Below are 12,764 nucleotides of genomic sequence, written 5' to 3'. Positions count from 1 at the left end.
CGGTCAGACCCCGTAGACGTCGCGCACGCGATCGCGCAGCTGGTGGGAGCAGGCGGTCACCGCCTGCTCCCATGTCAGGTTCGCACCGTCCTGGGCGTTATCGGAGACGGCCTTCCAGATGCGGATCGGAACATCGAACTGCGCGGCGACCCACGCGTACGCGAACGACTCCATGTCGACCAGGCGGCCGCCGAGAGACAGGATGAGCTGCACCGCCTCCGCGTCGTCGATGAAGCTGTCGCCGGTTGCGATCGAGACGTCGCCCTCACCGAGCTGCATGCGCTGCGGCATGGAGACGTGCTCGCCGCGGACGCCCTCTTCGTTGATGACATCGTGCTGGAACGCCCAGTGGACCTCGTGCACGCCGGAGTCGATGGTCTCGTCGAGCGCGCCAGCGGTGCCGACCACGAGGATCTCGTCGTAGGTGCCGGCGTCGAGCGCGCGGGTCAGCGCGTAGGTGGCCTTGAGCTTGCCTGGCCCGGTGACGAGGCGTTCGAACCCGGGGAGGTTCTCGGGGAAGGCGACGAGTTCGGATTCGAGGGCGGCGACGAGGAGTTTCACGGCTCCATTCTCCCAGAGCCCCGCGCCTCCCGCGGGTCGTTGAGCGAGCCCACCTGCGGGTCGTTGAGCGAGCGCAGCGAGACGAAACGCGTTGAGCGAGCGTCAGCGAGTCGAAACGATCCCCGGCTCCCGAAACGAACCGCAACGCACGACCCCGATTTCCGGATGCTGTGAAAGGCTGGACCCGTGACGATCGTGCCCCCGGAACCAGGAGAGCCGCGGCGCCCGCTCGGGCCGCGCGACCCCGGTGACGCCTGGGTCGTCGCCGAGACGGGGGAGCGGTACTGGGGGCGTTTCGGTGCCGCGGGTCTTCTCGCCGTAGATGCTGAGCGCGGAATCCTGCTGCAGCACCGCGTCAGCTGGAGTCATTTCGGTGGCACGTGGGGTCTCCCAGGAGGGGCGCTGCACGAAGGCGAGTCCGCCGTCGACGGTGCGATCCGCGAGGCGACCGAGGAGGCCGGCATTCCGGACGGTGCCGTACGCGTGCGGTTCACGAGCATCTACGACATCGAGATCTGGTCGTACACGACGGTCGTCGCCGATGTGGTGGAGCCGTTCGAACCCGTGATCAGCGATCCGGAGAGCGTCGCCCTGGAGTGGGTGCCGTTCGAGGAGGTCGACGATCGTCCGCTGCATCCGGGGTTCGCCGACGCGTGGCCGCGTCTGCGCGAGCGCCTCACGCCCTCTCTCGGTTAGTCCCGCCCGCGCAGTCTGTCGATGTCGCGGCGCTCTCGCTTGGTCGGACGACCGGCGCCGCGGTCACGGACGCCGAGCGCCGCGATCGGCTCGCGCACCGGTGTGCGGTCTTCGTAGGCGAGCGCGGCGACGGGTGCACCGACGCGCTTCGTGAGCGTCTGACGGACGATGAGGATGCGATCGAATCCGCTGATCCGCACTCGTACCTCGTCGCCGGGCTTGACGGTCTGCGCAGCCTTGATCTTGTCGCCGTTCACGCGTACATGCCCTGCGCGGCATGCGGTGGTCGCCGCCGAGCGCGTCTTGTAGATGCGGATCGCCCACAGCCAGCTGTCCACTCGCACTGGGGAGGTCATCAGCTGCCCGGTCATGCGGCGCTCCGCGTGCGCAGCGCCACCAAGGCGCCCGCGACGATGAGGCCCTGGCCGAGTGTGTAGGTGAGCATGACGAGGGGGCTGGTCCAGTCGGGCATCATGTCGCTCATGAACAGCCGGAACGCGAGCACGGTGTCGCTGATGAGGAAGAAGACGCCGCCCGTCACGACGAGCGGGTGGCAGCGGGCCGCGAACGCTGCGGTGCCACCGAGCACGAGGCCGTACGCGGCGACGGCGGGGAGCAAAGAGCCGGTGTGCGGTCCGAGCACGATGATCATTCCGACCCACCAGGCGGCGTAGACGAGCGCCCACCACGGCAACCGCCGAACGCGCAATACGCGGGCGAACAGGACGATGTACGCGACGTGGGCGAGGCCGAAGAAGAGCAGCATGAGGGGCAGCTCCGGGCCGCCGGGGAAGAACGCACCGGCTCCGTCACCGAGCCACGACAGGGCGATCGCCGCGAGCAGCAGGGCGATTGCGACGACGGGGCGCAGACGCAGCGAGACGAGCACGGGGATCGCGAGCAGCGGCATGAGCCACAGCTTGGTCGGATTCGCTATATCGCTGCCCATGGCGAGGGCCGCGACGTGGATGATCGACATCGCGATGTAGGGCAGGAATGCCCAGGGGAGGAGCGTTTTCAGCGGGGTGCTGCGCGGCATCCCACCATCGTATGGGTGCGCCTCTCAGGCGACCTCGAGACTCACGAGCGGACGGTCGGGCTTGGGGCCGTCGATCTTCGTGAAGCCGGCAGCGAGGAACGTCGACAAGGCGCCGTGGAACAAATCGTTGACGCGGACATCGGTCTTCGCCGTGTCGATCGGATAGCCCTCGATCACCCGCGCGCCGGCGGTTCGCGCGTACTCGATCGACGCTTGGAGGAGCGCGGCGTTCAGCCCCTGCCCTCGGTGCTCCTTGCGGACCACGAAGCAGCTGATCGCCCAGACGCTGTCGTCGTCGAGGGACTCGCGGGTGGTGGCCACGATGTTTCGGGTTCGGGCGAGGCGCCGTTGCGAGAGCCGTGGCCCGACACGGACCCAGCCGGCGGCTTCGCCGTCGATGTACGCCACAATGCCTGGAGGGCGGGCGGAGACGACCTCGTGCTGGAACATCGCGGTGCGCTGATCGAGGTCGGTCGTCTCCCATTCTTTGTTCGTGAGAACTGGCCAGACGCACTGGCAGCTGCGACCATCTCCACCGCCGCTCAGTGCGTGCTGGATGTCGTCCCAGACCTCAGGGCTTGCAAGCGCGGTGGTGATCGTAGGCATGTGCGGCAGGTTACGCCGAGGCGCGGACACGGGCAAGGCTTCTGGTTCGCGAACGCATCGCGGTGCGGCTAAGATAGGGGAGTTGCCTGCGCGAGAGCGCACGACAACGGGCTGTGGCGCAGCTTGGTAGCGCACTTGACTGGGGGTCAAGGGGTCGCAGGTTCAAATCCTGTCAGCCCGACCGAAGGGAAAATACCTGATCAGAAGATATTTTCGAGAGGTCGTGAGATCGGTGTTCGTGCCGGTCTTGTACCCAAAATTGTACCCGTTGAACCCCTTGACTCGACATGGTCAAGGGGTTCAGGCGTTTCTAGCTGCTCATCCCGGCCTCCCGAAAGTGCTCGTTCATCCGTGTCGCAGCACTCTGCAACGCGCTGTTGTCAGTGTGCAGGTACGCACGCGTCGTCTCTACCGATGCATGTCCGAGGATGTCGCTCACAACGTGGATAGGAATGCCGGCATTCGCGAACCATGTTGCGCCTGCATGTCGGAGATCGTGACGGCGCAACCCTCGCAATCCCAAAGATGCAACCAGTTCGTCCCAATCGGTTGCGTCACGCAATGCAGCGGTGGTGATGACACCACCGCGTGGGCCGCGCAACAGCGGCAGGTTGCGCGACCGTCGTGTCGTGAGCCTGCGCAGCATGGGTTCGAGCGGTTCGATGATCGGCACGCGGCGGGCGCGACGACCCTTCGGAGGCTTGATGCTCAGGCCGCCGGCGCCGGGGAAGCACTGCCGTTCGATCGTGACGACCTTGCTCGCCCAGTCGACGTCGCTGACGAGGAGCCCGCCTACTTCAGAGCTACGTGCGGCCAGAAATGCGCTGAGCATGACATGGTCGCCATAGCTTGTGTGGATCTGTTCGCAGGCCTCAGCGATTCGTGCGACATCATCGGGACCTGGAATCAACTTCGTGTGTGGAAGCTCCAGGTTCGTGCGGTAGCGCCTGTCGGCGCGGTCACGCGCAGGATTGCGAACGACGAGATCATCGCGCACCGCTTCATCGAGCACCCGTGTCAGTGCGGCGATCGTGTTCTTGAGCGTGGAGAGGGAATGCGTCGTCTCCCAGCTGTCGATCGCTCGGTCGACGAGCCCCGTCGTGATGTCGCGAAGACGGGTGTGGCCCAGCGTGGGGAGAACCCTGAGCCGGAGTCCGGCTCGGTATCCAGCTGCAGTCGAGGTCGGATCGACACCGCGAAGGAATCGGTCGCCGATTGAACGCGCGTAGTCGCTCAGACTGATGAACGGATCGATGGTTCGGTTCGAGTTCGTGCGCATGAGCTCGAAGAACTCCTGGGCAGCGATGTCATCATCGACCGTGACGGAGCGGCTTCGGCGCTCCCGCGATAGCGGATCGGTCCAGCGGATCCGGGCGAGGATCCGAGAACCGCGAAGGGTGTCGAGGTGGAGGGGAACTCCGAACGGTGGCAAAACGGAATGATGAACAGTCATCCCACCGAGAATCTCCCCACATCACGGTAGAACACAATCGGCCGACATGAGCAGAGTGCGACCGTTGACGCTACGTGGCGTCTCTGTGCCTGCCGCAGGGTGACGGTACGCTTGAAGCGCAGGTGTTGCAAACATGAAGCGCGCTTCGAGAGATACAAGCAAGTTCGGATCGTGCCAGCTTGTCACGGCCCAATCTGGGCACAACGGCGTGGGAAAGTGAGACCGAACAATGCACGGAGCGAATCGTCTCACTGTCGAGGAACTTCGTGACATCGTTCAAGACGCTCATCTGAACTTTCTCCTAGGCGCTGGCGCTTCAGCAGACTTACTCAAGCCGCTCGGAGCGGTCGAAGAGTGGCTCACACAGCTCTCGCGAGACGAAACGACCGCAAGAAGCCGAGTTGATCGCGTGCGAGCCTCGGTGTATGCATACTTTTTCGAGGGGGTCATTGCTCCCAACCGGAGCATCGTTGCTGAGGACTCGGATGCAGCCGCCGTGTTGCAGTCCTACAGAAAGTTCCTCCGGACGGTAAATACGCTGCTTGTCCGCCGCCGGAGCTCGATCCTCGACAAGCAGGTCAACCTCTTCACAACTAACGTGGACGTGGCAGTAGAAGTCGCTGCAGAGGAACTCCAACTCGAACTCAATGATGGATTCTCAGGACGATACCTGCCGCTGTTCAGCACCAGTAATTTCGGCACGGTAAAGTCACGGCGCAGCCTTCAATATGACAACCTCTCTGAGGTTCCCGCTTTCAACCTGTTGAAGCTTCACGGCTCGACTAGCTGGACGACTCGCGCCCTGGGCTCCGGCGGTGAGTCGAAGAGCCTCATCACCTTTGACCCCGACACGGAACGCCTCGACATCATCGAGGGAGAACTCTCCAACGCGATCGAAGCCCTCTACGAAATCGACAGCGACACCGACATCGACGCTCTCCTGACCGCCACGAGCGATCCCGATGACGAAGATGACACGCTGGCCTACTTCATGGCGGCGTATGAAGAGCTTGCGATCGTCAACCCGAACAAGGACAAGTTCAGCGTGACTGTGCTGAATCAGAACTATTACGACCTGCTCCGGCTCTTCTCGAACAGCTTGGAGAAGGAGAACAGCGTCCTGTTCATCATCGGATTCTCGTGTCGGGACGAACATATCCGGGAACTCATCATAAGAGCCGCCCGAAGCAACCCGACTCTTCAGATCATCGCCTTCGCCTACCTGCCCGGCGAGGTGCAAGCGTTGAAAGACCGACTCGACGCCGATCTCGCCTCGAACGGCAACATACTCGTTGTCGGCCCTCCGGAAGCGGACGACGAAGCTAAACAGGACAAGTACTCTCTACGCCGGATCACCGAGATCTTCTTCGAACCCCTTCTGCCCAAGCCTCCTCGCAGGCCCGACAGCATCGTGGATGTTCGCCTAAAGCTTGCCCAATCTCTGGATCTTGACGACGATGAGTAGCGCCATCGACGCGCAAGAGCTTTCAGTATTCAAGATCGGCAGCGTCGTCGAAGTCAGCGGCCGAACCGTTCGAATCCGTGTTGACAAGTCGAAGAACGGCTCTCACCTCCTCTATCAAGGGAAGATCCTCAGAAATGTCTCGGTAGGCGGATACGTCAAGATTGCAAAGGGCTTCTACGACATCATCGCGAAAGTCGATGGCGAAGCCGTCTCCGAAGACAACGAAGCTCGTTCGCCCTACGGCAGCAAACGTTCGCACGTCGACCGGGTGCTGACAGTCAGCCTGCTCGGTTTTTTTGACTCAAAAGGCAAGTTCCAACGAGGTGTGCGCGAGCTGCCCCTCATCAACAACGACTGCTTCGTCCTGAGCCAGGAGGAGTTCGACGAAATACACAGCTTTGTCAGTGGCAACGACGTCGCACTCACCATCGGAACACTCGCCATGGAGAAGGGCCAACACGTTAACATCGGTGTCGACGCCGTCTTCGCCAGCCACATCGGGATCTTTGGGAACACCGGTAGCGGCAAGTCATACACTCTCGCGACGATCTACCACCAGCTTTTCGAGCGCTACAAGGACTCCGCAGAGTTCAAAAGGAATGCCGAGTTCGTGCTCATTGATTTCAACGGCGAGTATGTCAATAGTGCGGAGGTGACCGAAGACAACCGATCTACGTCTGTTATCACAGACAGTAGCTTGAAGCGCGAGTACAGACTTTCGACGCGGGGCAAAGGAAAAGACCGTCTACCGATATCTAAGGGGACGGCTGAAGATCCTGTCTTCTGGACGGTTCTCTTGGACGCTTCGGAGAAGACGCAAGCTCCGTTCATCCAGCGAACCCTCGAGAGTACCTTCTGGGACGACAAGCTCGAAGACGATGACGCGCTCAAACACGAGATCGCGTACATCGTCCACAATGCGATAAAGAACGGAGACTCCGCCCAGGATCGGGCGTCGATCAACCACTTCCTCAAGGAGGTAGCGCTCGCACTCGGCAAGAAGGTTCCTCGCGAGCTGACGGATTACACCGATCAACTACATGCGAAACTCGGCTACCACAACGTTGGGAAGACGTTTTACTACCGTGACGATCAAAAAGGCGACGTCTACGCGAACGATCCCCGCAACGACGGCTTTTTCCGAGAACTCACTTTCGCCAAGATCGAGAAACTGGATCTCCAATTCGGTCTGGTGAAGCACTTGAATCGCATCCGATTCAAGTTGATCGTCCAGTACTACAGTGATGTATTTCGCGGCTTCGCGAATCGCGAACATCTTGGGCCCGTCATCAAGCGACTTGAGACACGAATGCCGGCTATCAGAAAACTGCTTAAGGTGTCGGGCAAGGGACTGATTCGTAAGCCCCTGACGGTGATCTCGCTGCGTGATGTCAACCTTGACATGAAGAAGGTCATTCCTCTACTTCTGTGTCGCCAGCTTTACGACCGAAAGAAGAAGAAGTCTGGTCATGGGAAATTCTTGAACATCATCATTGATGAAGCACATAACATCCTCTCTACAACCTCAGCTAGAGAGAGCGAGAGCTGGAAGGACTACCGTCTCGAGACGTTCGAGGAGATCGTGAAGGAGGGGCGAAAATTTGGGGTCTTCCTTACAATCGCGAGTCAGCGGCCACACGACATTTCAGACACGATCGTCTCTCAGCTTCACAACTACTTTCTACACCGCCTCGTGAACAACCTCGACATACACGCCATCGAGAAGGCAGTCTCGTATCTCGATAAAGTCTCCTTCGAATCTCTGCCGATTCTTCCCACTGGCACGTGCATCCTGTCAGGCGTTTCAGCCCAAGTCCCCGTGGTCGTCGGCGTCTCGGCGCTAGCCCCGCACTTCGAGCCGAACAGTAAGACCATGACCTTGAACGACAAGTGGCACCCGATTGATGATAAGGACGCCTAAACCAAGAATCTTGGTTGCATCTGCCTTCGATTTGTGCCCGAGGTCAGGTGCATTCTCAACTCTCGAGCGCGCTCTTACGAGGATGGCCGGCTTCCGTCGCGGTGAACCGGGGTCGGATCTGCGCGCCGAGTCATCGCGCCTGCTGACTCAGGTGATGAGCGACATGCGAAGTCGTGGGCAGGGATTTTCTGAACTGGCCCGCATTCTGGACGTTCGCGCTCAGGACGTCCAAGATCTGATGCTTGGCATCGTCACGTTTGCGATTCAGGGCGACGGCGTGGTGCGGTCGCGGAGCACGGCTGGACTCCGAGACGCTTCACTCGCTTCCGTCACGGATCTCAACGCGCGGCGCGGATCACGCTGAGCGTCGCGTGGGGCGACGGGCAGATAGTGTGGGCTCCCAGTAGACCGGGCTCCGAGGTATCGGATGACCGCAAGGAACAAGGGAGGCGACTGGTGCGCATCGTCTCGTACCGTCAGGGGTCAGGTCGTCCGACACAGACCGCGCGCGGGAACTTGAACGAGCTGGTGATGCTGATGGAGGCGGCCGTCGCACTCGCTAACGTCGAGCGCTGGGTGCAGGAATCTGTGTCTGCCGCGGCTCGCGCGAAGACCGGCTCATCAATCCTGACGGACGCAATCAAGAATGCCGGCAAGCGCGACTCGTACGAGGTCTCTGTGGTTGACGGTTTCATGCGCCTCGGCGCCGTCAGCTTTGCGGCACATGGTTCGGAAGCAGTTTGGGAGCGTAGCTTTCCAACAGGGAAGAAGGGGCGGCCTTTATCGGTTGATGTCTGTCTTTTCAATGGCAAACGAAAAGAGGAAGCGCGAGTCGAGTTCGGGTTATACACCCTCAGCAAACTGAGGAGTGATGCGAAGAAGCTCGCGATAGATCTGTCAGCAGCGGAACCGCACGATGTCTCGAACTTCGTCATGCTCTGGCGGACGCGCGAATCGGGTGTCACTGCGACCGACAAGACTTGGCGAGACACCTGCATCAAGGACGCGGCGAGCGTGACCACGGCTGCTTTCGATGTCAAGATGGAAGTGGCGTCGGAGCAGGACATGTTTGTCGCCGGGAGCGCGGACCGGCGCAAGGTGCAGGTCGCACTCTTCTCGGTCGTTGTTCGAAATGCGCCGGGCGATCCGACTGCACCGGCTGGAGGCGCCATCGATCTGCCGCTCTGAGGGCCCATTCACCGTCCTTGACTTTCGCGCCAGGGCAGTCGCCACCGGCAAAGGGTGCTTGTCAGCCGAGCTGATCGCGATATCAATCGTCGCGGGCGGGGATGCGTTGCCAGCCGGGTGGAACGGTTCGTAGGTTCTGACCTGGGGTCCACGCTCGGACTTGGGAACGAACGAGCGCTCCCGGATGGGACTTGCCCCAACCCATCTCCCGGTACACGTCCTTTCCTGTGTTCTCAACCCAGATCAGCGATTTCCGCTCGGCGGTGAGCCAGTCCTGTAGGAAATGGGCGTCCATCAGGAGCTCGTTCTGGCCGACGTTGACTGAGTGCCGCAGAACAGCGATGAGTTGGCCGCTCGCGTCGGTCCACCCGTTACGGCCGTTCCAGTGGAGGATTCCTGGTGCGGGTCCAAAGAACTCAGGAGCGGGGGCATCGAACGAGATCGTTTCGAGGTTTCCTGGCGCGTACTCGTTCTCGCCGAGCAGCTCCCACGCTGCGGGTCGCGTCGGAACGGTGAGTGGGTCGGTCCAGTCGTGCTTCACGACACTCAGCGTCTCGCCGTGGTGGTGCCCGAACGGGTACTCGCCGACGTACCCGTTGTAGCTCGTGGGGAGCCGAGACATCCCAAGGCCGTTGATCAAGTCCCGTCCTTCGAGTTCGCCAAGGGCGGCGGGAAGATCGTCGGTGCTCACCACGTGGGTGTAGAGGTTGGTCCAGACCTGGTGGGTGCGCTTCGTGGTGTCGCCGGTGAGGTCCCAGCTGTATGAGCCCGACACAACGATGAAGGGGTGTCCGTCTCGTTCGGCGGAGGTGACGTCGATAGTGGGCAGGTCGGAGTCTTCAGCCACCCATTGAGCGTCAGTTCTCCCAATCTTCGCGTCCCAGTTGTAGACCGGCACCCAGGGGCGGGGCGCATCGCTCGCGGGTTCAAACTCGGTCACTGTGGGGTCGACCTGCCGGACGATGGAGGATTCGGGTCCAGGAACTGCCGGCGGAGGGGCTTCCCAGGAGTTTCTCTTCTTAGGTGCGTGGTCGGATAGATGCCCGACAAGCCGGTTGAGTGCGATCCACTGGTACTTCTTGCCGATCCGTTCGATCCACTTCGGCTTCCCGCGTCCCGGCCCGTACTTCCCCAGGACGTAGCCGTCGAAATTTGAATGCAGGCGGGGTTGGTATCCGAACCGGATGACCTCTGCGACCACCCACCGCGCGCCGGCTGCGACGTCAACACCTGGCCGATCAAGGAGCTCGTGCTTGAGCTGGTAGATGAAGAAGTCGTCGGCCGTGGTGGAGCGCACGAGCTTCGGGTAGTCGTTGTTGTCGTAAGGGGCAATGTCGTCTTCCGTTGGCCACGTCAGCGGCCAAGTGCTGCTGTAAGGGGGTCGGAAACGGTTGGGCGTGACGTCTGCGGGGAGCGCTCCGCGATCGTGTGCCGCTTCGAGGATGCAGCGTGCGGCGTCGCGAACGGCAGCGTTGGGGGTCAGGTCTGCGGAGGGTGCGAAGAATGCGGCCCAGACGATGCTGGCCGCTGCAGTCCAGTCCGCGCCGCTGCCGCTGGACAGCAGCGCCGAGTAGGAGACCTGAAGCGCGCGTTCGACGACCCACTCGTCGTCGACGATGCAGAATCGTTCGAGCAGGGCGGCGGATTGGTGAGGATGGCGCGCGAGCAGGCGGGCTGCGGCGATGGTGGCTGGCTCGCGAACGCGACGATCCGTCGCGCTAGTTGCCCACAGCAATGCGGTGACCCACAAGCGTGTGGTTTCCGCGCCGACCTGGTCGAGCGGTTTCTCACCTCCCCAGCGGATGAGACGGTCGACCGCTCCGCTGGTGCCGTGACTTGTGTGCAGCCATCCGGCCAGAAATTGATCACGGGCCGCCATGGTGAGTCCGCTGAGGAACTCGTGGAGGAAGTCGGCGTTGAGTGGGTGGCCAGGGCGAGCTGCGAGCCTGAATAGCATCGTGAGGCCCGCGTCGAAGGTCTCACGGCGGCGCAAAGCGTTGGTGATGATGCTGCCCGTGTCGGGAGTGATGGAGGACACAGCTCGCCAGGCCGTGCCGGCGATAACGGCAGCGTCGCGGGCGGCGGTGTCGGGGATCTCGACAGTGAAGGCGGTTAGCTCGAGCCCGAAGCGTTCGGCGACGACCACCGAGACCGCTTCGAGGAGTCCGACGTCGATGGTCGTATCGAGTCCGATGAGCTCTCCGAGGCGACCGGACAGCTGAGTGCGGACGCCATCCGCGTCGTTCACGTGCGCGAGAGCGTCGGAGACGATCAAGTGGTGGCCGATGCGCTCGAAGGTGATGGTGATGATGTCGGTGCCGTAAGGCCTGCTGTCCGGGATAACGTCTTCTTCGACAAGACCTTGCGCGATGAGTCCATCGAGCAGGGACTTCTCCACACTGCTATCGGACCAGATCGGGTTCAGCACCGCCTGCGCGGCGAGGCGGGTGAGCGGGGCGCCGTCCTGGTCTGCGATAGCGCCGGCCAGGTCGTGCATCGCTCGGTGAACGATCTGGTCGGACACTGATGCGTCGATGCGGTTGCTGACGGCCTCGTTCGCGTGGTCGAGGACCATTTTGGTGAGCTCGCCCAGTCCCATGTTGGCCTGGTCGAGCGAGAGGCGGCCATCGGATCGCAGCGCATCGCAGACTAACCGGAGGTAGAGCGGGTTATCGAACTCGCCGTGGATCGGTGGTGACGTCGGAGGCTCGAGGCCGTAGAACGCGGCGTATTCGCTGACCGCCTCGAACTCGACGCCTTCGAATCCCGTGTGTTCGAATCGGGGAATGGACATGCCGGGCGGGAGGACCTGGTTGACGTAGTGGGTGCGTGCGGTCAGCAGCAACCGAACGTGCGGGTATCTGCTGACGATGGAGATGAGGCGGTCGAGGTTGTCCCGCCAAACCGACCGGGGGCGGGTGTCGTTGAGCGCGTCGATGACGAGCAGGGTGGGTGCTCCTGCGGCGCGCGCGCTTTGGTCCAGGAGAGCGATGGTCTCCTCGCTGGTCAGGTCGGCTGGCATCTGGAGAACGTCGCGGAGGTGGGTGAGTGGGTCGTGGTCATTGAACCAGCGACCGTGCATCACGATGCTGGGCCGACCTTTCTGAAGGCGCCGGGTCGCGGCATCGAGGGCGAGGTAGGTCTTGCCGATGCCAGCGGGTCCGGTCATCAGCGCAACTTGCGAGCTGGCGAGCGTTCCGAGGGGGCTGATGAGGAGCTCGGTCGCAGTTGCGAGTTTCCCGCCCACGTCACGGAGAGCATCGACGGCTTCGGCCGGGAACTGGACCATGTATTCGCTCTGGTACTGCCTCCAACCCGGGGTGTCCCAGTTTTCGTGTGTGGCGTTCATCCGATCCACCTCGACGGCCTCCTGTTCCCTGACCACTGTGAAGGCGGCCTTCAGCGTCTTGCCGAGACCTCGGAACTCAGCGTCGGTCCGGGTGCGCTCCCAGGTCTTGAGGGCGTCGATGACGGTCGTGGCGGCGCTGCGCGCGGCGCCCAGGTCGGCGGCCGTTGCATCGTTTCCGGCGTGCTGCAGGCGTCGTGTCGCTTCCGTGAGCTCGTCGACCTGGCCGAGGACGACCTGCCACCACTCATTGTCCGAGCAGAGCGCGGCGATGCTTCGAGCGGCAGGGACGTCCACGTTCAACTCTGGGGTGTACCGAGGTCGAGCAGCCTCGGTCGCGTCCTGCAGCCGGTCGATCCACCACTGTTGGGAGAGAACGTCGGCGTCGAACCAGTACCGCCGCTGGGCGCCGGAGGCGTCCAAGCGGGTTAGGCGTGTGGCAATGTTCGTCGCCCATTCGAACTCGAAGGTGACGGTCATGCCGCGGGC

General features: G+C 62.3%; 9 protein-coding genes, 1 tRNA gene and 1 pseudogene. 5 read left to right on the top strand and 6 right to left on the bottom strand.

Annotated elements, in window-relative coordinates; genetic code table 11:
* Nucleotides 1-3: 3 nt before the first annotated feature.
* The gene (locus LQZ87_RS08860; RefSeq protein WP_230103099.1) at nucleotides 4-561 is read right to left on the bottom strand and encodes a nucleoside phosphorylase; all 558 of its coding nucleotides are present in this window, start codon (nucleotides 559-561) and stop codon (nucleotides 4-6) included.
* 186 nt (nucleotides 562-747) lie between these two features.
* Between LQZ87_RS08860 and LQZ87_RS08855 the strand changes: the two are divergent.
* Nucleotides 748-1,230: pseudogene (locus tag LQZ87_RS08855) on the top strand (NUDIX hydrolase); the annotation flags it as partial.
* Between the two features lie 23 nt (nucleotides 1,231-1,253).
* Here the strand turns inward: LQZ87_RS08855 and LQZ87_RS08850 are convergent.
* The 3 genes from LQZ87_RS08850 to LQZ87_RS08840 are packed head-to-tail and all read right to left on the bottom strand — an operon-like array spanning nucleotide 1,254 to nucleotide 2,902.
* Complete coding sequence (locus LQZ87_RS08850) at nucleotides 1,254-1,613, bottom strand: RNA-binding S4 domain-containing protein (RefSeq protein WP_230103134.1); 360 nt, start codon at nucleotides 1,611-1,613, stop codon at nucleotides 1,254-1,256.
* A gap of 11 nt (nucleotides 1,614-1,624) precedes the next feature.
* A complete protein-coding gene (locus tag LQZ87_RS08845; protein WP_230103098.1) occupies nucleotides 1,625-2,296 on the bottom strand; it encodes a lysoplasmalogenase family protein in 672 nt (223 codons plus the stop codon).
* A gap of 24 nt (nucleotides 2,297-2,320) precedes the next feature.
* Nucleotides 2,321-2,902 carry a GNAT family N-acetyltransferase gene (locus LQZ87_RS08840; protein ID WP_230103097.1) on the bottom strand — a complete coding sequence of 194 codons (582 nt, stop codon included), beginning with the start codon at nucleotides 2,900-2,902 and terminating at the stop codon, nucleotides 2,321-2,323.
* 107 nt (nucleotides 2,903-3,009) lie between these two features.
* Here LQZ87_RS08840 and LQZ87_RS08835 point away from each other — a divergent pair.
* Nucleotides 3,010-3,083, top strand: a tRNA-Pro gene (locus tag LQZ87_RS08835).
* Nucleotides 3,084-3,212: 129 nt separating this feature from the next.
* Here LQZ87_RS08835 and LQZ87_RS08830 read toward each other — a convergent pair.
* Complete coding sequence (locus LQZ87_RS08830; RefSeq protein WP_230103096.1) at nucleotides 3,213-4,355, bottom strand: site-specific integrase; 1,143 nt, start codon at nucleotides 4,353-4,355, stop codon at nucleotides 3,213-3,215.
* A 229-nt stretch (nucleotides 4,356-4,584) separates the two neighbouring features.
* Between LQZ87_RS08830 and LQZ87_RS08825 the strand changes: the two genes are divergently transcribed.
* The 3 genes from LQZ87_RS08825 to LQZ87_RS08815 all read left to right on the top strand — a co-directional run bounded on the left by LQZ87_RS08825 (nucleotide 4,585) and on the right by LQZ87_RS08815 (nucleotide 8,929).
* Nucleotides 4,585-5,820, top strand: coding sequence for an SIR2 family protein (locus LQZ87_RS08825; protein WP_230103095.1), 1,236 nt, complete (start codon nucleotides 4,585-4,587; stop codon nucleotides 5,818-5,820).
* Nucleotides 5,813-7,741 (top strand): ATP-binding protein, encoded by a 1,929-nt coding sequence (locus LQZ87_RS08820; protein WP_230103094.1) that lies wholly within the window; start codon nucleotides 5,813-5,815, stop codon nucleotides 7,739-7,741. The genes LQZ87_RS08825 and LQZ87_RS08820 overlap by 8 nt, the downstream gene beginning before the upstream one ends.
* Before the next feature lie 456 nt (nucleotides 7,742-8,197).
* On the top strand, nucleotides 8,198-8,929 hold the full coding sequence (locus tag LQZ87_RS08815) for a hypothetical protein (protein ID WP_230103093.1): 732 nt from the start codon (nucleotides 8,198-8,200) through the stop codon (nucleotides 8,927-8,929).
* An 82-nt stretch (nucleotides 8,930-9,011) separates the two neighbouring features.
* On the opposite strand, the gene LQZ87_RS08810 is transcribed toward LQZ87_RS08815, so the two are convergent.
* The gene (locus tag LQZ87_RS08810) at nucleotides 9,012-12,278 is read right to left on the bottom strand and encodes an NACHT domain-containing protein (RefSeq protein ID WP_230103092.1); all 3,267 of its coding nucleotides are present in this window, start codon (nucleotides 12,276-12,278) and stop codon (nucleotides 9,012-9,014) included.
* Between the last annotated feature and the right edge of the window lie 486 nt (nucleotides 12,279-12,764).

This window comes from Microbacterium sp. Bi121 (genome assembly GCF_918698005.1).
GTDB lineage: Bacteria > Actinomycetota > Actinomycetes > Actinomycetales > Microbacteriaceae > Microbacterium.
The sequence above is the reverse complement of the archived record's forward strand: the minus strand, read 5'-3'. Positions and strand labels throughout refer to the sequence as shown.

Coding starts and splice junctions, on each gene's coding strand:
- LQZ87_RS08845 (WP_230103098.1), bottom strand. CDS start 2,296: ATGCCGCGCAGCACCCCGCTGAAAACGCTCCTCCCCTGGGCATTCCTG.
- LQZ87_RS08830 (WP_230103096.1), bottom strand. CDS start 4,355: ATGACTGTTCATCATTCCGTTTTGCCACCGTTCGGAGTTCCCCTCCAC.
- LQZ87_RS08840 (WP_230103097.1), bottom strand. CDS start 2,902: ATGCCTACGATCACCACCGCGCTTGCAAGCCCTGAGGTCTGGGACGAC.
- LQZ87_RS08825 (WP_230103095.1), top strand. CDS start 4,585: ATGCACGGAGCGAATCGTCTCACTGTCGAGGAACTTCGTGACATCGTT.
- LQZ87_RS08850 (WP_230103134.1), bottom strand. CDS start 1,613: ATGACCTCCCCAGTGCGAGTGGACAGCTGGCTGTGGGCGATCCGCATC.
- LQZ87_RS08820 (WP_230103094.1), top strand. CDS start 5,813: ATGAGTAGCGCCATCGACGCGCAAGAGCTTTCAGTATTCAAGATCGGC.
- LQZ87_RS08810 (WP_230103092.1), bottom strand. CDS start 12,278: ATGAACGCCACACACGAAAACTGGGACACCCCGGGTTGGAGGCAGTAC.